Annotated in this window: 20 protein-coding genes; 12 read left to right on the top strand and 8 right to left on the bottom strand. The window is 66.2% G+C overall.

All coding sequences use genetic code 11. The features are described from left to right. Positions 1-77 precede the first annotated feature (77 nt). The 7 genes from AZSI13_RS11630 to AZSI13_RS17315 all read left to right on the top strand — a co-directional run bounded on the left by AZSI13_RS11630 (position 78) and on the right by AZSI13_RS17315 (position 6097). Entirely contained in the window at positions 78-1730 is a 1653-nt protein-coding gene (locus AZSI13_RS11630; RefSeq protein ID WP_109041497.1) for an iron ABC transporter permease, read from the top strand. A 315-nt stretch (positions 1731-2045) separates the two neighbouring features. Next, positions 2046-2363, top strand: a complete 318-nt coding sequence (locus AZSI13_RS11625; RefSeq protein ID WP_109041318.1) for an H-NS family nucleoid-associated regulatory protein — start codon at positions 2046-2048, stop codon at positions 2361-2363. A 51-nt stretch (positions 2364-2414) separates the two neighbouring features. Then, on the top strand, positions 2415-3155 hold the full coding sequence (surE, locus tag AZSI13_RS11620) for a 5'/3'-nucleotidase SurE (protein WP_109041317.1): 741 nt from the start codon (positions 2415-2417) through the stop codon (positions 3153-3155). A 2-nt stretch (positions 3156-3157) separates the two neighbouring features. Further along, positions 3158-3829 (top strand): protein-L-isoaspartate(D-aspartate) O-methyltransferase, encoded by a 672-nt coding sequence (locus AZSI13_RS11615; RefSeq protein ID WP_109041496.1) that lies wholly within the window; start codon positions 3158-3160, stop codon positions 3827-3829. Between the two features lie 14 nt (positions 3830-3843). Continuing rightward, on the top strand, positions 3844-4773 hold the full coding sequence (locus AZSI13_RS11610) for a peptidoglycan DD-metalloendopeptidase family protein (RefSeq protein WP_235609745.1): 930 nt from the start codon (positions 3844-3846) through the stop codon (positions 4771-4773). Positions 4774-4783: 10 nt separating this feature from the next. Continuing rightward, a complete protein-coding gene (gene rpoS / locus AZSI13_RS11605) occupies positions 4784-5773 on the top strand; it encodes an RNA polymerase sigma factor RpoS (RefSeq protein ID WP_109041315.1) in 990 nt (329 codons plus the stop codon). A 24-nt stretch (positions 5774-5797) separates the two neighbouring features. After that, complete coding sequence (locus AZSI13_RS17315) at positions 5798-6097, top strand: hypothetical protein (RefSeq protein WP_133247311.1); 300 nt, start codon at positions 5798-5800, stop codon at positions 6095-6097. Between the two features lie 195 nt (positions 6098-6292). On the opposite strand, the gene mltB is transcribed toward AZSI13_RS17315, so the two are convergent. Genes mltB through AZSI13_RS11585 form a run of 4 tightly spaced genes read right to left on the bottom strand, consistent with a single transcriptional unit; the run spans position 6293 to position 11566 of the window. Beyond that, positions 6293-7519: a lytic murein transglycosylase B gene (gene mltB, locus AZSI13_RS11600; RefSeq protein ID WP_235609744.1), complete on the bottom strand. Its 1227-nt coding sequence runs from the start codon at positions 7517-7519 to the stop codon at positions 6293-6295. Beyond that, the gene (locus AZSI13_RS11595; RefSeq protein WP_109041314.1) at positions 7516-9522 is read right to left on the bottom strand and encodes a DUF3488 and transglutaminase-like domain-containing protein; all 2007 of its coding nucleotides are present in this window, start codon (positions 9520-9522) and stop codon (positions 7516-7518) included. The genes mltB and AZSI13_RS11595 overlap by 4 nt, the downstream gene beginning before the upstream one ends. Further along, positions 9519-10526 carry a DUF58 domain-containing protein gene (locus AZSI13_RS11590; RefSeq protein WP_109041313.1) on the bottom strand — a complete coding sequence of 336 codons (1008 nt, stop codon included), beginning with the start codon at positions 10524-10526 and terminating at the stop codon, positions 9519-9521. Before AZSI13_RS11590 ends, AZSI13_RS11595 begins: the two co-directional genes overlap by 4 nt. An 11-nt stretch (positions 10527-10537) precedes the next feature. Continuing rightward, positions 10538-11566 carry a MoxR family ATPase gene (locus tag AZSI13_RS11585; RefSeq protein ID WP_109041494.1) on the bottom strand — a complete coding sequence of 343 codons (1029 nt, stop codon included), beginning with the start codon at positions 11564-11566 and terminating at the stop codon, positions 10538-10540. 153 nt (positions 11567-11719) lie between these two features. Here AZSI13_RS11585 and AZSI13_RS11580 point away from each other — a divergent pair, with 153 nt between their 5' ends. The 4 genes from AZSI13_RS11580 to AZSI13_RS11565 all read left to right on the top strand — a co-directional run bounded on the left by AZSI13_RS11580 (position 11720) and on the right by AZSI13_RS11565 (position 15586). After that, positions 11720-12646: a histone deacetylase family protein gene (locus tag AZSI13_RS11580; protein WP_109041312.1), complete on the top strand. Its 927-nt coding sequence runs from the start codon at positions 11720-11722 to the stop codon at positions 12644-12646. Between the two features lie 126 nt (positions 12647-12772). Beyond that, entirely contained in the window at positions 12773-13651 is an 879-nt protein-coding gene (gene dapA / locus AZSI13_RS11575; RefSeq protein ID WP_109041311.1) for a 4-hydroxy-tetrahydrodipicolinate synthase, read from the top strand. Positions 13652-13666: 15 nt separating this feature from the next. Then, entirely contained in the window at positions 13667-14806 is a 1140-nt protein-coding gene (gene bamC, locus AZSI13_RS11570; protein WP_109041310.1) for an outer membrane protein assembly factor BamC, read from the top strand. 9 nt (positions 14807-14815) lie between these two features. Further along, on the top strand, positions 14816-15586 hold the full coding sequence (locus AZSI13_RS11565; RefSeq protein WP_109041309.1) for an MBL fold metallo-hydrolase: 771 nt from the start codon (positions 14816-14818) through the stop codon (positions 15584-15586). Positions 15587-15777: 191 nt separating this feature from the next. Here the strand turns inward: AZSI13_RS11565 and AZSI13_RS11560 are convergent, their stop codons facing one another. Both AZSI13_RS11560 and AZSI13_RS11555 read right to left on the bottom strand, forming a co-directional pair. Beyond that, the gene (locus AZSI13_RS11560; protein ID WP_109041308.1) at positions 15778-16041 is read right to left on the bottom strand and encodes a hypothetical protein; all 264 of its coding nucleotides are present in this window, start codon (positions 16039-16041) and stop codon (positions 15778-15780) included. 148 nt (positions 16042-16189) lie between these two features. Continuing rightward, entirely contained in the window at positions 16190-16663 is a 474-nt protein-coding gene (locus AZSI13_RS11555; protein ID WP_109041307.1) for a hypothetical protein, read from the bottom strand. A 97-nt stretch (positions 16664-16760) separates the two neighbouring features. Between AZSI13_RS11555 and rlmD the strand changes: the two genes are divergently transcribed. Further along, a complete protein-coding gene (gene rlmD / locus AZSI13_RS11550; RefSeq protein ID WP_109041306.1) occupies positions 16761-18059 on the top strand; it encodes a 23S rRNA (uracil(1939)-C(5))-methyltransferase RlmD in 1299 nt (432 codons plus the stop codon). Positions 18060-18228: 169 nt separating this feature from the next. On the opposite strand, the gene cysN is transcribed toward rlmD, so the two are convergent. Together cysN and cysD are read right to left on the bottom strand one after the other, a co-directional pair. Then, complete coding sequence (gene cysN / locus AZSI13_RS11545) at positions 18229-19503, bottom strand: sulfate adenylyltransferase subunit CysN (protein ID WP_109041305.1); 1275 nt, start codon at positions 19501-19503, stop codon at positions 18229-18231. Further along, positions 19503-20438 (bottom strand): sulfate adenylyltransferase subunit CysD, encoded by a 936-nt coding sequence (gene cysD / locus AZSI13_RS11540; RefSeq protein ID WP_014237053.1) that lies wholly within the window; start codon positions 20436-20438, stop codon positions 19503-19505. Before cysD ends, cysN begins: the two co-directional genes overlap by 1 nt. Position 20439: the final 1 nt, after the last annotated feature.

The following is a 20439-nucleotide window of genomic DNA, read 5'->3' as shown; positions in this document are numbered from 1 at the left end:
TTTGAGAAGGATTGGCAATTATAATGTGCCGCGGCGCCTTTGCTGCCGCTTTTGCCGCCCCCGGCCTCGCCTCCATAATGACCTTCATCCGCTCCCCGTTGCTGCTCATCGCTGTTGCCATTGCCGCCCTGGTGGGCTTGCCGGTGGCCAGTGTGCTGACCCATCTGTTCGCCGGTGGTACCGGCGAGACCTGGAGCCATCTGGCCGCCACGGTGCTGCCGGACTATGTGGGCAACACCTTCTGGCTGTGCCTCGGCGTCGGTCTGGGCACGGCCCTGGTGGGGGTTTCCACCGCCTGGCTGACGGCCATGCACCGCTTCCCCGGTCAGCCCGTGTTCGAGTGGGCCCTGGTGCTGCCCCTGGCGGTGCCGGCCTACGTGCTGGCCTACGTCTATACCGACCTGCTGCAGTTCGTCGGCCCGGTGCAGACCTGGCTGCGGGAAACTTTCGGCTGGAGCAAGGCGGATTACTGGTTCCCCGAGGTGCGCAGCCTGGGCGGTGCCGTCGCCATGTTTATCTGCACCCTCTACGCCTACGTCTATTTGCTGGCCCGGGCGGCTTTCCTGGAGCGGGCCTCGGGCATGCTGGAAGCGGCACGGATGCTCGGCGTGGGGCCCTGGGCCAGTTTCTTCCGCGTCTCCCTGCCCCTGGCCCGGCCGGCTATCGTGGTGGGCGTCTCCCTGGCCCTCATGGAGACCCTGGCGGACTACGGCACCGTGGCCTACTTTGCCGTGCAGACCTTCACCACCGGCATTTACCGGGCCTGGTTCTCCCTCGGTGACCGCATTGCCGCCGCCCAACTGGCTGCCAGCCTGCTGGGCTTCGTCATCCTGCTGGTGCTGCTGGAAAAAATCTCCCGGGGCCGGGCCCGCTTCCACAACACCACCGGCCGCAATCGCCCCCTGGCAGGCCAGCAACTGACCGGCTGGAAAGGTGCCCTGGCCTTCCTGGCCTGCCTGCTGCCCCTGACCGCCGGCTTTCTCCTGCCCGCGGCCTTGCTGCTGAAAATGGCCCTGACCGAGGGTGATGCCCAGTTCGGCGAGCGCTTCCTTATCCTCGCCCGCAATAGCTTCACCGTGGCCGGCGTCACCGCCGCCATCGCCGTGCTGCTGGCCCTGGTGCTGGCCTACAGCGTGCGCCTGGCCCGCCGCAGTCAGCCCGGCTGGCCCAGCCTGCTGGCCCGGGGCCTCAACCGCCTGGTGGGCCTGGGCTACGCCGTGCCCGGCTCGGTCATCGCCGTCGGCGTGCTGATTCCCGTCACCCGGCTCGACAACTGGCTGGCCGGCCAATGGCAGGTCTGGTTCGGCAGCAATCCGGGGCTACTGCTCACCGGCGGCATTGCCGCCCTGGTCTATGCCTACCTGGTGCGCTTCCTCGCCGTGGCCCTGCAGACCGTGGATGCCAGCCTGGGCAAGATCACCCCCTCCATGGATGATGCCGCCCGCAGCCTGGGCCTCTCCCAGGGGCAGACCCTGGTGCAGGTCCACGCGCCCCTGCTCAAGGGCAGTCTGCTGACTGCCGGCCTGCTGGTGTTTGTGGACGTGATGAAGGAATTGCCGGCCACCCTGGTGATGCGCCCCTTCAACTTCGATACCCTGGCCACTCAGACCTACACCCTGGCCGCTGACGAGCGCCTGGCGGAAGCCTCTACCGCCGCCCTGGCCATCGTCGTGGTGGGGGTCCTGCCCCTGATCGCCGTCTCCCGCCAGATCGCCCGTTCCCGGCGCTGAGCTTGGCGCCGGCCGGAGGGGTTTCTGCCCCAAAATGGGGCGGCATGTCCGAATGAAATCGACAAAAGGAATAAAAGAACGAAAAACCCGGTGCGGAATAAAAATGGGGCGGTTTTTCTGGGATAAAATCAGTCCCTTAAAAATAGCCGTATAAAGCCCGTTATCGCAGCTGATTCAGCGTGACGCGAAGAAAAATAAGAAAAGAATAGGCAATGCATGGGAGGAGGGGCGGCATTCGCTGCCTGGTGCGCTTTTCCCCGTATTTCAGCAGACGGTTTATTTCCCCGGTTTAAATATTTTATTGGAGTTTTGATTATGGATATTTCCAACCTCTCCCTGGCTGAACTGAAGCTGCTGCAACAGCAGATTCCCCTGGAAATCAAGAAGCGCGAATCCCAGGAAAAGGAAAAAGTGCTGAATGAACTGAAGCTGATCGCCGAATCCCGCGGGTTCTCCCTGGATCAGCTAGTCAAGGGCGGCGAAAAGGGCAAGACCAAGGTCGGCCGCACCGTGCAGGTCAAGTATCGCCACCCCGACAATGCCGATCTGGCCTGGACCGGCCGTGGCCGCAAGCCCCAGTGGGTGCAGGAATGGCTGAACGGCGGCCGCAAGATCGAGGAACTCGCCGTCTGATTTTCGGCAGTCTGTTTTCTTTTCCCGGTCTTTTTTCGGGCTGTTTGTTTTATGCGCATTCTTATTAGCAACGATGACGGTTATTTCGCCACCGGCATCGAAATTCTCGCCCGAACCCTGGGCGATATCGCCGATGTGACGGTCGTCGCACCGGAAAGGGACCGTAGCGGCGCCAGCAATTCCCTGACGCTGGACCGGCCCCTTTCCCTGCGGCGGGCGCCCAACGGCTTTTATTTCGTCAATGGCACCCCCACCGACTGCGTGCATCTGGCCGTTACGGGGATGCTTGACCATTTGCCCGACATGGTGGTTTCCGGCATCAATCATGGCGCCAATATGGGGGACGACACCGTCTATTCCGGCACCGTGGCAGCGGCCACCGAAGGCTACCTGCTCGGTGTGCCGGCCATCGCCGTCTCCCTGGTGGGCAAGGAAGCCAGCCAGTTCGAAACGGCGGCCCGGGTGGCCCGGGACCTGGTCCTGCGCTTTCAGCAGCAGCCCCTTGGCCAGCCGGCCCTGCTCAACGTCAATGTGCCGGATGTGCCTTACGCGGCGCTCAAGGGCGTGGCCGTCACCCGCCTGGGCAAGCGTCACAAGGCAGAGCCCGTGGTGAAGGCGGTGACGCCGCGCCACGAAACGGTGTATTGGGTCGGCGCCGCCGGTGCCGCCCAGGATGCCGGGGAAGGCACGGACTTCCACGCCGTTGCCCAGGGCTGGGCCTCGGTCACTCCCCTGCAGATCGATCTGACCCACGTTCAGCAACTGCCCCGGTTGCAGAAATGGCTGGCCTGACCATGGCAACTGTCTCCGGTATTGGTATGACCTCCATGCGCACCCGCATGCGCATGGTGGAGCGTCTGCGGGAAAAGGGCATCCAGGATGAAGGGGTGCTGGCCGCCATGGCCGCAGTTCCCCGGCACATCTTCGTCGAAGAGGCCATGGCCCATCGGGCCTACGAGGACACGGCCCTACCTCTCGGCCATTCCCAGACCATTTCCCAGCCCTACATCGTCGCCCGCATGATCGAGTTGTTGCGGGCCGGTCGGGAGCAAAGCCTGCCCGGCGGTCTCGGCAAGACCCTGGAGATCGGCGCCGGCTGCGGCTACCAGGCCGCCGTGCTGGCCCAGCTGGCGCCCGAGGTTTACGCCGTGGAGCGCATCGAGCCCCTCATCGAACGGGCCAAGCTCAACCTGCGGCAGATGCAGCAGTTCAACGTCCGCCTGAAGTATGCCGATGGCCATCTGGGCCTGCCGGAAGCCGCGCCCTTCCACACGATCATCGTTGCCGCAGCGGCCAACCGGGTGCCCCCGGCGCTTTTGCAGCAGCTAGCCGTTGGTGGCAGAATGGTGCTGCCCGTGGGGGCCGGCGAGCAAGCCCTGCACCTGATCGAACGCACGCCCCAGGGGTTTATTGAGACCAAGCTTGACGCGGTACGTTTCGTGCCGCTGCTGTCGGGAGTCGAATGAATACGCCAGGTTTGATGCTTCGCACCGCGATCTTGTCCGGTGCTGTCGCCCTCCTTTTCCTTGCCGGCTGTGCCAGCACCACCACCCCGGCTCCCGTGGTGGATCGGGGTGTGCCGAGCAAGGCCGCCGCGCCGGCCCTGTCCAGCAAGGACTACTACACGGTGAAAAAGGGCGACACCCTTTACAGCATCGCCCTCGACCACGGCCAGGACTACAAAGACGTGGCCGCCTGGAACAACCTGGATAACCCCAACCGCATCCTGGTGGGCCAGCAGTTGCGGGTGACGCCTGCCGATGCTCCGGCCAACGGCGTTGCCGTGGCCAAGCCCATTGGCGGCGGCGTGGTGGAAAGCCGTTCCCTCGATGGCAGTCCGGCCCCGGTTGCTGCCTCTGCCGCGGCCGCCAACGATCCGGTGAAGCGGGAGCCCAAGGCCGGCAAGGAGCCCTATAGCGATCAGGCCTGGGCCAAGAGTCAAAGCCAAACCCAGGCCGCCCAGAATCCGGCCCCGGCCGCCGCTTCCTCGGCCAAGGCCGCCGAACCGGTAGCCGCCGTTGCAGCAGCTGCCCCGGCCGCCGATGGCCCCAACTGGGCCTGGCCGGCCAGCGGCAAGTCCATTGCCGGCTTCAATGAAGCCACCAACAAAGGCGTCGATATCGCCGGCAAGTCCGGCGATCCGGTGCTCGCCGCTGCCGACGGCAAGGTGGTGTACAGCGGCAGCGGCCTGCGGGGCTACGGCAAGCTGGTCATCATCAAGCACGATGCCACCTTCCTCTCCGCCTACGCCCACAACAGCAACATCCTGGTGAAGGAAGGCCAGGCCGTGACCCGGGGCCAGAAGATTGCCGAAATGGGCAATACGGATACGGATCAGGTCAAGCTGCACTTTGAAATCCGTCGGCAGGGCAAGCCGGTGGACCCCACCCAGTACCTGCCCAAGCGCTAAGGACTGAGCCATGCGCGACGCCGACGACGCCGCCGAGTTTCCCGACGAGGAGCCCGAGGCCGGTTACGTCGAGGCGGAGCCGCCGGCCCTGGAAGAGGGCGGCAACCCTGCCGTCCCGGAGACCGAAGGCGATGGCGGTGCGCCGGCCTACGAGCTGCTCAACGACGTCACCCAGCTCTACCTCAACGAAATCGGCGCCAAGCCCCTGCTGACGCCGGCAGAGGAGCAGGAGTGGTCGCGCCGGGCCAAGGCCGGCGAATTCGCTGCCCGGCAGAAAATGATCGAGCACAACCTGCGCCTGGTGGTGAACATCGCCAAGCACTACCTGAACCGGGGCATTCCCCTGCTCGACCTGGTGGAAGAGGGCAACCTGGGCCTCATCCACGCCCTGGAAAAATTCGACCCGGAGCGGGGCTTCCGCTTCTCCACCTACGCTACCTGGTGGATCCGCCAGAGCATCGAGCGGGCCATCATGAACCAGTCCCGCACCATCCGCCTGCCGGTGCACGTGGTGAAGGAAATCAACGTGGTGCTGCGGGCCATCCGCCACCTGGAAGCAGCCCGGGGCTACACCCATTCCCGGGAAAACCGCCTGGAGGAAGTGGCCCACCTGCTGGGCCGTCCCGTGGATGAAGTGCGGCACATGCTGCACCTCAACGAACACGTGGGCTCCCTCGACACGCCCCTGGATATCGACCCCAACCACACGGTGGGGGATTCGGTGGCCGACGATTCCGCTGCTGCCGACCCGGTGGGCCTGTTGCAGGAAAGCGAACTCAACGATCTGGTCCTGCAGTGGGTGGACCAGTTGCCGGAAAAGCAGCGTCAGGTGGTGGAGCGCCGCTACGGCCTGAAGGGCGCCGAAGTGGCCACCCTGGAAACCATCGCCGCCGACCTGGGCCTGACCCGGGAACGGGTGCGGCAAATCCAGGGCGAGGCCCTCAACCAGCTGCGCCGCATCATCAAGCGCGGCGGGGTGGATCGGGACAGCGTGCTCTAGGCCGGCTCCCGGCCGGGCAAGGCCGTGGCGGCTTTGATTTCCCGGGTTTCACCGTTTTTTCTGCTGTTTTCTGCGCTTTTCAACTCCCCTCCCGACGTTCCCTGGGTGGCCCGGCCCATGACGCTTCCCCCCACGTTCTGGAACGCGGCCGGCGCACTTTCTGTCCTTGCCGCACTTTCTGCTCCGCTTTCCCCGCTGGTAATCCTGCCGTCGCCCAGCGCTGCCGCCGCCCAGCGCCCGCTGATTTTCGGCGCTGGCGAGTTTCCTGCCGTGTTTTCGCCCATCGTCGACAACGGCCCCCGGCTGCCTGTTTTCGCGCCTTAGGGTCGCCCGCCTGGGTGGCGGGGAAGACTTCCCGAAATTTGAATATGCCCGCAGAGGCAATAGGGACGGGCATCTCCATGACTGCCCGCCGCTGATCCATATTCCACGCGCCCTGCCGCCATGGGGGTTGGAAGAATGGCGTCTTTCCTGCCCCGCCGGGGTGCCGTTGCAGCGCTGCTCTTTCCTGGACTTGGCTTACTGCTGTCCGGCGGCCAGCTGGGCTTGGCGTTCTTCCCGCAGCCTTTCCCCCAACTGATATACCGACATGGCGTAGAAGCTGGAGCGGTTGTAGCGGCTGATGACCCAGAAATTGTGTTCCCCCAGCCAGTATTCCGTCGGCGCCTCGGGGGTCACCAGATCCACCAGGGCGTAGCGGCTATCGGTCCGGCCCGGGGACGGCAGGTTGGCGGCGCCCAGGGCGGCGGCGTCGTGGCGGGGCGTCAGGTCGCTCTGGCGCAGGGCCTCCGGCGGTTCGCTGCCCAGGGGCAGGGGGTGGGCCACCGGGGCGCCGGTCAGCCAGCCGTGCTGGGCGAGAAAGCTGGCCACGCTGCCAATGGCGTCGGTGGGGCTTTCCCGCAGATTGACGTGGCCGTCGCCATCGAAATCCACGGCAAAGCGGCGCTGGCTGCTGGGCATGAACTGGGGAATGCCGATGGCACCGGCGTAGGAGCCCTTGATGCTGTCCGGCGCCTGGCCGTTTTCCCGGGCCAGGAGGAGGAAATTCTCCAGCTCGCCACGGAAGAAGGGGGCTCGGGGCGGGTAGCGGAAGGCGAGGGTGGCCAGGGCCTGGAGCACCGAGTAGCGGCCGGTGTTGCGGCCGTATTCCGTTTCCACGCCGATGATGGCGACGATGATTTCCGCCGGCACGCCATAGATGGCGCTGGCCTTGGCGATGGCGCCGGCATTTTCCTGCCAGAAGGCCAGGCCGCCGCGGATGCGGGCGTCGTTCACGAAGCGGGCCCGGTAGCGTTGCCAGGAGCGCCGCTCCGCCGTGGCCGCGGGCTGGATGGCGCTCAGCACGGAGGCATTGGGGCCGGTGGCGGCGAACAGCCGTTGCAGCTCCTGGCGGTCGAAGCCGTGGCGCTCGGCCATCTCGTCGATGAAAGTGGCGGCTTCCGGGTCCTGGGCGAAGGTTTCCGTGGGCGTGGTACGCCGGCTGGTTTTGTGGGGCGTGGCTTTGTGGGCCGGCTTGGCGGCAGCCGGGTGGGCCCCATGGGCGGCGCTGAGGGGCGGAGGATGTCCCCCGTGGGCGGTGTGGCCCGCCAGGGCCGGGCCGGCGGCGAGGCCAAAGAGCACGGCGAAGATCGGGGCCAGGGCGGTCAGCGTGGCCTGGGCTGCGTGTGCCGGGCGTAGTGCGGCATCAGCGGAAGCGGGAGAGGTGGAGAAAGCGGGGCGGGCGGAGGGCGCCAGGGTCAAGGTCAAGAAAGTCTCCGGGAAGGCAGGCGGCGGATGCAGGCGGCCAGCCCTTGTTGCAGTTGTCGGCGTTGCGAGGGGGGCAATGGTGGCCCATAGCGCAGGGCGGCGTAAAGCCCCGCAGCTTCTGCGGCGAGTTCGGTCAGGGGCGGGGCTGCTTGGGCCAGACGGGCGGCGTAGGCCATAGGGCCTTCCCAGGGCTGGATCAGCAGGGCGGGGCGGCCCCGGGCGGCGCGGCGGCAGAAGCGTTGCCACAGGCGGACTTCCGGCGCCAGCCGGGGCCGTCGGCCAAGGCTCCAGAGGAGTAGGGCGAGCAGCAGCAGGCCGGTGCTGCCGGCCAGGGCCGCCGCCAGGGTGCGCCAGTCCGTATCCGGCAGGCCGAGGCGGGAGAGCAGCTGGCGCTGGCGTTCCGGGTTGTAGCCGAGGACCCACTGGTTCCAGGCGTTATTCACCGCCTCCCAGCGGTTGCGCCACTGCACCAGCCAATCCACGTCCATGCGCAGCATCAGGGGCAGGCCTTCGGCATCGGGCAGGGCGGCGGCGATGCCCGATTCCACCCGGGCGGGGGAAATGGCAGCGGTCGGATCCACCCGCCGCCAGCCTTCGCCAGCCAGCCAGACCTCGGCCCAGGCGTGGGCGTCGGACTGGCGCACGGTGAGGTAGCCATCCACCGGATTGACTTCGCCACCCTGGTAGCCGGTGACCACCCGGGCCGGGACGCCGGCAGCGCGCATCAACACGACAAAGGCCGAGGCGTAGTGCTCGCAGAAGCCGCGCCGGGTGTCGAAGAGGAATTCGTCCATGGCCTCCCGCCCCAGGTAGGGCGGGCGCAGGGTGTAGTAGAAGGGCTCCTGGCGGAAGAAGGCCAGGGCCTTTTGCACCAGCCGCTCCGGCCGCGGGTCTTCGGCCCGCCAGCGGGCGGCGAGGGCGAGGCTGCGGGGATTGCGCCGGGGTGGCAGTTCCAGGGATCGGGCCAGCACATCGGGCTGTTCCACGCCGTTGTGGCGGTAATCCAGCACCGAGCGGAAGGCGTAGCGGCCCCGGGCGATCACCTTCTGCTTGGCCAGGAGCTGGCGGTCCTGGGTCAGCACGCTTTCCGGCGGCCCGGCCCGGGGGCTGTCCAGGGGCAGCAGCCAGCGCTGGTTGTGGGGTTCCAGGGTCAGGGTGTAAGCGATTTCCGGCCCCCGGGCTTCGATGCTGGGGGGGCGCAGATCGTCCGCCGGGCGGGGGTGCCAGCGGCTGCCGTCGTAGCGCACCAGCACCGGGCCGCGCCAGTAGAGGGCCTGGCGGGGCGGTACCGGGCCGGCGAATTCCACGCGGAAGGCGATGGCGCCGTTCTGGATCAGTTCCGACAGGCTGCCCGGGGCCATGGTGTCGGAAAGGCCGGTGAGGCCGGCGTGGGCATCCCGCGGCAAGCCCCAGAGGGGGGCGCTGATGCGGGGAAACAGCAGATAGAAGACCAGCATGAAAGGCACCGCCTGGAGCAGCAGCAGGCCGGCCCGACGCAGGCTGGCCGCCGGCCGGGCGGGGCCGTCGCCGTGCAGGCGCAGCAGGGCGGCGGTGACGGTGAGCAGGGCGAGGAACATCCACAGGCCGGTGGCAATGCTCTGGGAGTGGAAGTAATGGGTGAGCAGCAGGAAGTAGCCCAACATCAGGGCCACCACGCCGTCCCGCCGCGCTTTCAGTTCCATCAGCTTGAGGCCCTGGAAGAGCACCAGCAGGCCTACCCCCGCATCCCGCCCGAAAAGGGTGCGGTATTCCAGGGCGATGGCGGCTACCCCGGCGGTGACGAGCAGCGTCAGCAGCCAGCGGGGCGGCAGGGGCAGGCGCTTCCAGACCAGCCAGCCGCGCCAGGCGAAGACCAGGCCGGCCAGGGCGGTGAGCCAGCCGGGCTGATACAGAAAATGGGGGGCGACGGTGAACAGGGCCGCCGCCAGCAGCCAGGGCAGGGCCTCTGCTGGAAGGGGCGGCGGCAGGGGGCGGGATTCGGATGTGCGGCGCCAGAGCTTCATGGACGCTCATCCTCCGGCTGCGGCGCGCCTGGGGCGCCCGGATAGAGGGCCAGGGCCTCCAGGCAACGCTGCTGGTGGGCCGGCCCATGGGCTGGGGCGATGGTAATGCCGGGCAGGTCCAGGCCGTAATGCAGACCCTGTTGTTCCGCCGCCAGGACCCAGCCGGTCAGGTGGCTGAGGCCGTCTTCCCACCCGATACGGGGCGGCAGGTCGGCCCAGGCCAGCCACAGCTCCTGGGCGCTACCGCCGGAGAATTGCTTCACCGGCAGGGGGCGATCCCCCGCATCGCGGGCAGCCGCCTTCCAGGCGATGTGGCGCAGGGGGTCGGCGGGCTGGCGCGGGCGCAGGCCGGAGAAATCCTCCTGGCCGCCCTCGCCCGGCTGTTCGCTGCTGCCTGCCGTGGCCCGGGCAGGGGGGAGGGGGCTGTTGAGCGGGCAGGGATACACCAGATGGGTCTGGGCCGGCTGGTAGTAGGCCCAGGCGCGGAACAATCCAAGCGGATAGACGCAGGCCAGCGTCAGCCGGGGCAGGGGGTGGCGGCCCCGGCGAGGGGCCGGGAAAGGGACGGAAAGGGTGGTGCTGTTGCCGCCGGCTACGTCGCCCTGGGCGCGGATTTCGCCTGCCACCAGCACATCGATGGCTCGCCGGTCGTCTTGCCGGCCGTGGCGTAGTTGCAGGGGCAGCCGGGCCGATTCGCCGGCGAAGACGGGGAGTACGGCGCCACTGGCGAGCTGCAGCCCTTCCAGGTTGCGGAAGGTGTGCACCATGGCGGCCATGCCCATGCCGGCCAGCAGGAAGGTGAGGGCGTGGCCCAGGGCCAGGTCGTAGTTGATGGCCCCCAGCAGCATCACCACCAGGGCGGCAGCGTAGAGCAGGCCGCTGCGGGTGGGCAGGATGAAGATGCGGCGCCGGTGCAGGGTGGTTTCCCCCCGGTCCGGCGTGAGGCGGAAGAGCCAGCGGCCCAGGGCTTGACGCAGGCGCCGGCGCAGGGCGGGCAGGGGCATGGGGCGGGCTTTTAGGGCAGGGGAACGTCGTGCAGCAGGGCCAGGGCGTCTTCCGGGCGGGCCTGGCTGCCGCCCTGGGCCAGGGGCAGGCGGTGGCTGACCACCCAGGGCCAGACGGCCTGGATGTCTTCCGGCAGCACCTGGGGCCGGCCGGCCAGATAGGCCCAGGCCCGGGCCACCGCCAGCAGGGCGAGGGCCGCCCGGGGGCTGAGGCCGTGGCGGAAGGCGGCGCTGCGCCGGGTGGCTTCCACCAGGGCCTGCACATAGTCCAGCAGGGCCGGTGCGGCATGCACGGCGGCAGCCTGGGCTTGTAGGCGGGGCAGGTCGGCGGGGCTCAGGCAGGGCTGCAGGGCGGCCAGGTGGGAGCGCCGGTCGCCGGATTCCAGCAGGGCCCGCTCGGCCCGGCTGTCCGGGTAGCCCAGGGAGAGGCGCAGGAGAAAACGGTCGAGCTGGGATTCGGGCAGGGGAAAGGTGCCGATCTGGTGGCTGGGATTCTGGGTGGCGATGACGAAGAAGGGCTCGGGCAGGGGACGGGTTTCGCCTTCCACCGTCACCTGGCCTTCCTCCATGGCTTCGAGGAGGGCGCTCTGGGTCTTGGGGGTGGCCCGGTTGATCTCGTCGGCCAGCACCACCTGGGTGAACACCGGGCCGGGCAGGAAGCGGAAGCTGCTTTTTTCCCGGTCGAAGATGGAGGTGCCGAGAATGTCTGCCGGCAGCATGTCGCTGGTGAATTGCACGCGCTGGAAATCCAGCCCCAGCAGGCGGGCCAGGGTGTGGGCCAGGGTGGTCTTGCCGACGCCGGGCAGGTCTTCGATCAGCAGGTGGCCCCGGGCCAGCAGGCAGGCCAGGGCCAGGCGGATGGGAATTTCCTTGCCGAGAATGATGCGGTTGGCCGCCGCGAGCACGGCGGTGATTTCCGGCGCGGTGGCGGTACCCCCGCCGATGCCGTCGGCGATGGCGTACGGGGTGGTGTGGGGTTGGGCAAGGGGCGCTGAGTGTGGCGTGGAAACCGGCGCGGAAACTGGCTCAGACAGGGGCATGGCTTGTGGCTTCCCGGTGTTGGGATAATAATCATGCATGAGAACGGTAGCAGCACGAATGATTATATCCATAACCAAAATTCGGGCCGGGAGGAGACTTCCCCAGTTGGGGAAATGCCGTACCCAGGTCCGCTCAACGCTCGGACGAACCACGTGACCACCACCGCCTTCATTACCCACCGGGACTGCCAGCTGCATGACATGGGGTCCTATCACCCGGAATGTCCCGCCCGCCTCACGGCCATCAGCGACCAGATGATCGCCCAGGGCCTGGATCCTTATTTTTCCTACTACGACGCTCCCCTGGCTTCCCTCGATCAGATGCTGCGGGTGCATCCGCCTGCCCACCTGGAAAAGCTCAAGCGCACCAGCCCGGAAACCGGCATCGCCCACCTGGACCCGGATACCGCCATGAACCCCCATACCTGGACGGCGGCCCAGCGCTCCGCCGGGGCCGGTGTGATGGCGGTGGATCTGGTGATGAAGGGTGAAGTGAATGACGCCTTCTGCGCCATCCGTCCCCCCGGCCACCACGCCGAGCGGGAAAATGCCATGGGCTTCTGCTTCGTGAACAACATCGCCGTGGCCGCCCGCCATGCCTTGGAAGCCCACGGCTTGAAGCGCGTGGCCATCATCGATTTCGATGTGCACCACGGTAACGGCACCGAAGACATCTTCAAGGGCGACGAGCGGGTGCTGATGGTCAGCATGTTCCAGCACCCCTTCTTCCCTTACAGCGGGGCCGACGCTCCGGCGGCCAACATGTGCAACGTGCCCCTGCCCGCCGGTACCGGTGGCGAGGACTTCCGCATGGTGGTGTCCGACATCTGGCTGCCCCGCCTGCACGAGTTCCGCCCGGAGATGCTGTTCATCTCCGCCGGCTTCGATGCCCACTACGAGGACGACATGGGCAGCATGAAACTGGTGGAATCCGATTACGCCTGGGTTACCCAGCAGCTGAAGGTGGTGGCCGAGCGCCATTGCCAGGGGCGCATCGTCTCCATGCTGGAGGGTGGCTACGTTCTTTCCTCCCTGGCGCGCAGCGTCTGCGCCCACCTGCGGGCCCTGGCCGACCTCTAAGCCCCGTTCCCTCCTTTGCTTTTGCCCCGGCCGGGATTCCCCGGTCCGGGTCACAAAGCCGTTACACTTTTGCTCCGATCTTCGGGGTAGAATCCTGCGATCATTTTTCCCGAATTCGTGACCTCCATGATTACCGGTTCCATTGTTGCCATCGTCACCCCCATGTCCGACGATGGCCGTCTCGATTACGACAGCCTGAAGAAGCTCATCGATTTCCACGTACAGGAAGGCACGGACGGCATCGTCATCGTCGGCACCAGCGGCGAGTCTCCCACCGTCAATGTGGATGAGCATGCCGAACTGATCCGCACCACCGTGCAGCACGCCGCCGGCCGTATCCCCGTGATTGCCGGCACCGGTGCCAATTCCACCGCCGAAGCCATCGAACTGACCCGCTTCGCCAAGAGCGTCGGTGCCGATGCCGCCCTCTCCGTGGTGCCTTACTACAACAAGCCGACCCAGGAAGGCCTGTACCAGCATTTCCGTTCCATCGCCGAGGCGGTGGATATTCCGGTGATCCTCTACAACGTGCCCGGCCGCACCGTGGCCGACCTGTCCAACGACACCGCCCTGCGCCTGGCCCAGATCGGCAACGTGGTAGGTATCAAGGACGCCACCGGCAACCTGGAACGTGGCGCCGACCTGATCGCCCGCGCTCCGGCCGACTTCGCCGTGTATAGCGGCGATGACGCCTCTGCCGTGGCCCTGATCCTGCTGGGCGGCAAGGGCGACATTTCCGTCACCGCCAACGTGGCGCCGCGCCTGATGCACGAAATGTGCGCCGCCGCCCTGGCCGGCGATGTGGCCAAGGCCCGCGAGATCCATTTCAAGCTGCTGGGCCTGCACCGCCATCTGTTCTGCGAGGCCAACCCGATTCCGGTGAAGTGGGCCGTACAGCAACTGGGCCTGATCCCCGGTGGCATCCGCCTGCCCCTGACGACCCTCTCCCCCGAGTGTCATGAGCGGGTCCGCGCTGCCATGCGCCAGGCTGGCGTTCTCGCTTAATCGCATCGGAATCCCATGAAGCGCATCGTTCTCCCGTCCTTGCTGGCTGCCGTGCTGCTGGCCGGCTGCAGCGGCATCCTGCCGGAATCGAAAAAGATCGATTACAAGTCGGCGGTCAAGGCCCCGACCCTGGAAATTCCGCCCGACCTGACTTCCCCGACCCGGGATGACCGCTATGCCGTACCCGATACGGGTGGCCGCGGCAGCGCCACCTTCTCTGCCTACGCGGCGGAGCGGGATCCCCAGGCGCGCACCTCGGCTCGCAACAGCGAGGTCCTGCCCCAGGTGGACAAGACCCGTATCGAGCGTTCCGGTACCCAGCGCTGGCTGGTGGTGGCGGGGACGCCGGATCAGATCTGGCCGGTGATCAAGGAGTTCTGGCAGGAAACCGGTTTCCTGGTGAATGTGGAGCTGCCTGAAGCCGGCGTCATGGAAACCGACTGGGCCGAGAATCGAGCCAAGATCGGCCAGGACTGGCTGCGTTCGGCCCTCGGCAAGGTGCTGGATTCCCTCTATTCCACCGCCGAGCGGGACAAGTTCCGCACCCGTATCGAGCCCGGTTCCGAGCCGGGCACCGTGGACATTTTCATCAGCCACCGCGGCATGTATGAAATCTACGTCACCGAAGGCAAGGACCAGACCCGCTGGCAGCCCCGGGATGCTGATCCCGAGCTGGAAGCCGAAATGCTGCGCCGCCTGATGGTGCGCTTCGGCACGGAAGAGAAGAAGGCCGAAGCCATGCTGGCCGTGGCCAAGGAGCGCCAGGTCGAACGGGCCAAGCTGACCCGCTCCGACAGCGGTCAGGGTGCCCTGGAACTGCAGGAGCGTTTCGACCGCGCCTGGCGCCGTGTCGGCCTCTCCCTCGATCGTGTCGGCTTCACCGTGGAAGACCGGGACCGCTCCAAGGGCCTGTTCTTCGTCCGCTACGTGGATCCGGAAAAGGACGACAAGAAGAAGGACGAAAAGGGCTTCCTCTCCAAGCTGGCTTTCTGGAAGGGCGACGACAAGTCCACCGACCCGCGCATCCAGTACCGCATCCTGGTGCGGGATGAGGGCAGCCGTTGTACCGTCCAGGTCCTGACCCGGGAAGGCGGTGCGGACCAGTCCGAAACCGCCAAGAAGATCCTGGCCCTGCTCTACGAACAGCTGAAGTAATCCCAGCCCATGCGCTTCGCCTCCCTGGGAAGCGGTAGCCGGGGCAACGGCCTGATCGTCCAGTCCGGCAGCACGCGAGTGCTGCTGGACTGTGGTTTTTCAAGGCGCGATGCCGAACGGCGCCTGCTGCGCCTGAAGGTCGAACCATCCTCCCTGACCGGTATCCTGGTCACCCACGAACACTCCGATCATCTCGCCGGCGTCATCCGCCTGGCGGCTGCCTACGATCTGCCGGTCTGGCTGACGGCCGGCACTGCGGCCCAGTTATCGACGGAGGCCCAGGCCTATGCCGGCCTGCAACGCATCGATAGTCATGCGGCCCTGGCTGTCGGCGATCTGGAAATCCTGCCTTTCCCCGTTCCCCATGATGCTCGCGAGCCGGTTCAGTACCGGTTTTCCGATGGCGCTCGCCGTCTTGCCGTGCTGACCGATTGCGGGGCTCCGACGGCCTATGTGTGCCAGGTGCTGTCGGATTGCCAGGGCTTGGTGCTGGAGTGCAATCACGATCCGGAACTGTTGGCGGCTTCGCGTTATCCAGCCTTTCTCAAGCGGCGTATTGCCGGTCCCCTGGGCCACATGAGCAATGAGGTGGCGGCGGAATTGCTGGGTAAGCTGGCAGTGGATAAGTTGCAACACATCGTCGCTGCTCATCTGAGTGAACAGAACAACCGTCCGGCGTTGGCGGTAGCGGCGTTGGCAGGGGTTCTTGGTTGCGAACCCGAATGGGTGGGGGTCGCCGGACAGGAAGAAGGATTCGGCTGGCGCGATCTGCTCGGCTGAAGCGGTCCGGCTGGCCGGTGCTGGGGTAAGAGCAGGTGGCGAATCTTCCGGTGATGCCGTGGCGTATCGCGAAAGATCAGGCAAGGCGCAGCACAACTGATGTTTGGGTGCCAGGCCAGAAGGGGAACAGAAAATCCAGACGTAAAAAAAGCCGACCATCCGGTCGGCTTTTTTCGGCCTAGCTGGCGAGATTACTTCTTCTCGGCAGGAGCGGCAGCGGGGGCAGCAGCTTCAGCGGGCTTGGCAGCGTCAGCAGCGGCGGGAGCAGCAGCAGCGCCTTCAGCGGGCTTGGCAGCGTCAGCAGCGGCGGGAGCAGCAGCTTCAGCGGGCTTCGGGGCTTCAGCGGCGGGAGCGGCAACGGGGGCCGGAGCCGGAGCGGGAGCGGGTTCGGGAGCCTTACCGCAAGCGGAAACAGCCAGAGCAACCAGAGCGGCGACGAGGAGAGAATGCTTCATTGTTTATTCCCTATCAATAAATTGGTGATCCAAACGATCCTGAGGCTGGTCAGCCAGGGGGAGGTGACCAGCGCAGGATTATAGCACCAAAAAAAACCGGGACTAGCCCGAAACGACGCTTTCCATACCTCTGGCATGTAACGGTTTGTCACAGGCCCAGGTGGGTGTTGCCCAGGGGAATGCAGCCTTCCGCCAGGATGGCGGTAAATCGTTCCAGATAGGGATGGCAGGCCTTGGCATCTTCGGTGATGTGTTTTCCCCGGGGCTGGTCCCGGTGGAATTGGATGACGGCGTGGTTGTCGTCCGCCAGGACCAGGGCGTCCTTCAGGTTCGCCAGACTGTCCGGCGCCTGAAGAAATTCGAAGGCCGGGCTGTGGCGGGCAAACAGGGCCATGAGCCGCGCGTGCTGGCGGCGGCAGGGCTCCGGGTCCTGGAGTACCAGGGTCAGGCGGGCGCCTGGCTGGCTGAGAAAGTTGCCCAGCAACTCAATACGCTGGGGATTCTCCAGCTTGAAGGAGGCCAGGCTCCCGTCGAACAGGCGCAAATGGCGCCGGGCGGCGAGCAGCACCGCTTCCAGGGCGGCATCCAGTTCGGTGCGGGACGTCAGCAGTTTTTCAGGCATGAAACCTCCGATAAGGCGCCTACCTTAACAACTGGAAGGGCCGGCGGCAACGGTGGCGGCGCTGGTAGAATGGCGCCTTTTTTCGAGGGATGGGCCCATGCCTGTCGGCAAGATCGAATCCTTGGACCACGACGCCCGGGGCGTGACGCGCCTGGAGGGCAAGGCCGTGTTCGTCGAAGGCGGCCTGCCCGGGGAAACGGTGGAATACGCCCTGTACCGGGAAAAGCCCAACTACGCCTTGGGCGAAGCAACGGCCGTGTTGCGGCCCTCCTGCGCCCGAGTGGCCCCCCGCTGTTCCCATTTCGGCACCTGCGGCGGCTGCAGCATGCAGCATCTGGAACCCACCGCCCAGGTGGCGGCCAAGCAGCGTTTGCTGGAAAACAATCTGTGGCACCTGGCCCGGCTCCGCCCGGAGCAGGTCTACAACCCCATCTACGGCCCCACCTGGGGCTATCGCCACCGGGCGCGGCTGACCGTGCGCATGGTGGAATCCAAGGGCGGCGTGCTGGTGGGCTTCCACGAAAAGCGCAGCAGCTATGTGGCCGATCTGACGACCTGCCCGATCCTGCCGGCCCACGTCTCCGACCTGCTGGTGCCTTTGCGCCAGCTCTTCGTACGCCTCTCCATCCGGGACCGGCTGCCCCAGGTGGAAATTGCCGTGGGCGACAAGTGCACCGTCATGGTGCTGCGTATCCTGGCGCCCCTCAACGGCACCGACGAGAAGCTGCTGCGGGCCTTTGCCGACGCGCACGGTATCGTCTTCTTCCTGCAGCCCCAGGGGCCGGCTTCGGCCTACCGCTTCCATCCCGTGGACGGCCCGGAGCTTTCCTACCTGCTGCCGGAATTCGGGTTGGAGATGCGTTTTGCCCCCACCGAATTCACCCAGGTCAATCCGGGCATCAACCAGATGCTCATCCGCCGCGCCATGCGCCTGCTGGACCCCCAGCCCGGGGAGCGCATTGCCGACCTGTTCTGTGGCCTGGGCAATTTCACTCTGCCCATCGCCCGCAGCGGTGCCCAGGTAGTGGGGGTGGAAGGCCTCAAGGAACTGACCCGGCGGGCGGAGGAAAATGCGGCGGCCAACGGCCTGGCCGCCAAGGTCTCCTTCGGTGTGGCCAACCTTTTCGAATGCACGCCTGAGGCTCTCGGCGCCCTGGGGCATTTCGACAAGATGCTGATCGACCCGCCCCGGGAAGGGGCGGCGGAGGTGGTCAAGGCCCTGGGAGACGACAGCCCCCGGCGCATCGTCTATGTCTCCTGCAACCCCTCCACCCTGGCCCGGGATGCGGCCATCCTGGTGCATCAGAAGGGCTACCGCTTCAGCGGTGCGGGCATCGTGAACATGTTCCCCCACACCTCCCACGTGGAATCCATCGCCCTGTTCGAGAAGGTGTAGTCGCCAAAAAGCAGGTGCCCCGGAAAGCAGAAGGGACGCCATTCTCCGCCTCGATATTGCGGAGAATGGCGTCCCTCTTGCCTTTCAGGGCACCTGCCACTTCAGCTCCATGGGCCCCTTGATCTCGGTGCCCTCTGTGTCCTCTGTGGCTAATAGCCTTTAACCCACCTCAGCCGATCATCCCCGCGCCGATGGTGTTGTTGGTGCTTTCGTCGATGACGATGAAGGCGCCGGTCGCCCGGTTCTGGCTGTAGGGGTCGATGAACAGGGGCTGGGCCAGCTTGAAGCTGACGCGGGCGATATCGTTCATCTGCAGCTTGTCCGTGGCCTGCTGTTCCAGGGTGTTCACGTCCACCCGGTAATCGATGCTGGCCACCTTGGCCTTCACTTCCCGGGTGGTGTGGCGGATCAGGTAGGTGCGGGCCCGGTCCAGGGGCGTTTCCGCCAGCCAGCAGACGGTGGTGTCGATCTGCTTCACCACCTGGGGCTGGGCCGCACTGCGCACGATCATGTCACCCCGGGAGATGTCGATCTCGTCTTCCAGCAGCAGGGTGACGGATTGTTCGGAGACGGCCGCGGGAATGCTCTGGCCGCCGATCTGGATGTCCTTGACCTTGGTTTCCCGGCCGGAAGGCAGCACGGTGACCGCTTCGCCGACAGCCAGCTCGCCGGATTCGACCCGGCCCATGAAACCGCGGTAGTCATGCAGTTCCGGGTTGGCGGAATCCTGGGGGCGGCAGACGAACTGCACCGGAAAGCGGAAGGCTTCGGCCTGTTCGCTGTGGGCACCGGGAGCGGCTTCCAGGATTTCCAGCAGGGTCGGGCCCTTGTACCAGGAGAGGGCTTCGCCCCGGTCCACCACCATGTCGCCGTTGAGGGCGGAGAGGGGGATGAAACGCACGTCCTCGATACCCAGCTGGGCGGCGAAGGCCAGGTAGTCGGCCTTGATCTTCTCGAACACGGCCTGGTCGTAATTGACCAGATCCATCTTGTTCACCGCCACCAAGAGGTGGGGAATGTTCACCAGGTGGGCCAGGTAGGAGTGGCGCCGGGTCTGGGTCAGCACGCCCTTGCGCGCATCCACCAGGATGATGGCCAGGTTGGCGGTGGAGGCGGCGGTCACCATGTTGCGGGTGTACTGCTCGTGGCCCGGGGCATCGGCGATGATGTACTTGCGGGTGCCGGTGCTGAAGTAACGGTAGGCCACGTCGATGGTGATGCCCTGTTCCCGCTCGGCCTGCAGGCCGTCGGTGAGCAGGGAGAGGTCCACCGCTTCCATGCCGCGCTTCTGGGAAGTGCGCTCGATGGCGGAGAGGGTGTCGGCCAGGATGGTCTTGGTGTCGAACAGCAGGCGCCCGATCAGGGTGCTCTTGCCGTCGTCCACGCTGCCGCAGGTGAGGAAGCGCAGCAGACCGTGATCTTCAATTTTTTCGGGGGCGGACATCAGAAATACCCTTCCTTCTTACGCTGTTCCATGGAGGCCTCGCTGGTCTGGTCGTCCAGACGGGTGGCGCCCCGTTCGGTGATGGTGGTGGTGGCGGTTTCCAGGACGATCTTCTCCACCGTGTCGGCATCGGATTCCACCGGGGCGGTGCAGGAGATGTCGCCCACGGTGCGGAACCGCACCTGCAGGTCGATGATTTCCTCGCCGGCCTTGGGCAGGTTGGTCAGCTCGCCGGAAACCAGGGGCACATTGACCGGGACGATGGCGCCCTGGCGCATCACCACCGGGCGGGTGTGGGCGAAGTAGATGGAGGGCAGCTCCAGGCCTTCCCGCTCGATGTACTGCCAGACGTCCATTTCCGTCCAGTTGGAGATGGGGAAGGCGCGGATGTTCTCGCCCTTGTGGGCCCGGGCGTTGTAGAGGTTCCACAGTTCGGGGCGCTGGTTCTTCGGGTCCCATTGGCCGAACTCGTCGCGGAAGCTCATGATGCGCTCCTTGGCCCGGGCCTTTTCCTCGTCCCGGCGGGCGCCGCCGATGCAGCAGTCAAAACCGAATTCCTCGATGGCTTCGAGCAGGGTCACGGACTGGTGCTTGTTGCGGGATTCGCCCTCATGCTTGAGCACCACGGTGCCGCGCTTCATGGAATCTTCCACGGAGCGCACGATGAGGCGCTCGCCCAGCTCGGCGGCCCGCTTGTCGCGGAATTCCACCACTTCCTGGTAGTTGTGGCCGGTGTCGATGTGCATCAGGGGGAAGGGGAAACGGCCGGGGCGGAAGGCCTTTTCGGCGATGCGCAGCATGCAGATGGAGTCCTTGCCGCCGGAGAAGAGCAGCACCGGGTTGGCGCACTGGCCGGCCACTTCACGCATGATGTGAATGGCCTCCGCCTCGAGCCAGTCGAGGTGGGAGAGGGTTTGCTTGGTCAGAGTGGTCATT

The sequence above is a fragment of the Azospira sp. I13 genome, from assembly GCF_003112695.1.
Lineage (GTDB): Bacteria > Pseudomonadota > Gammaproteobacteria > Burkholderiales > Rhodocyclaceae > Azospira.
Note: the sequence above shows the minus strand (reverse complement) of the source record. Positions and strands in the feature narration are given on the sequence as shown.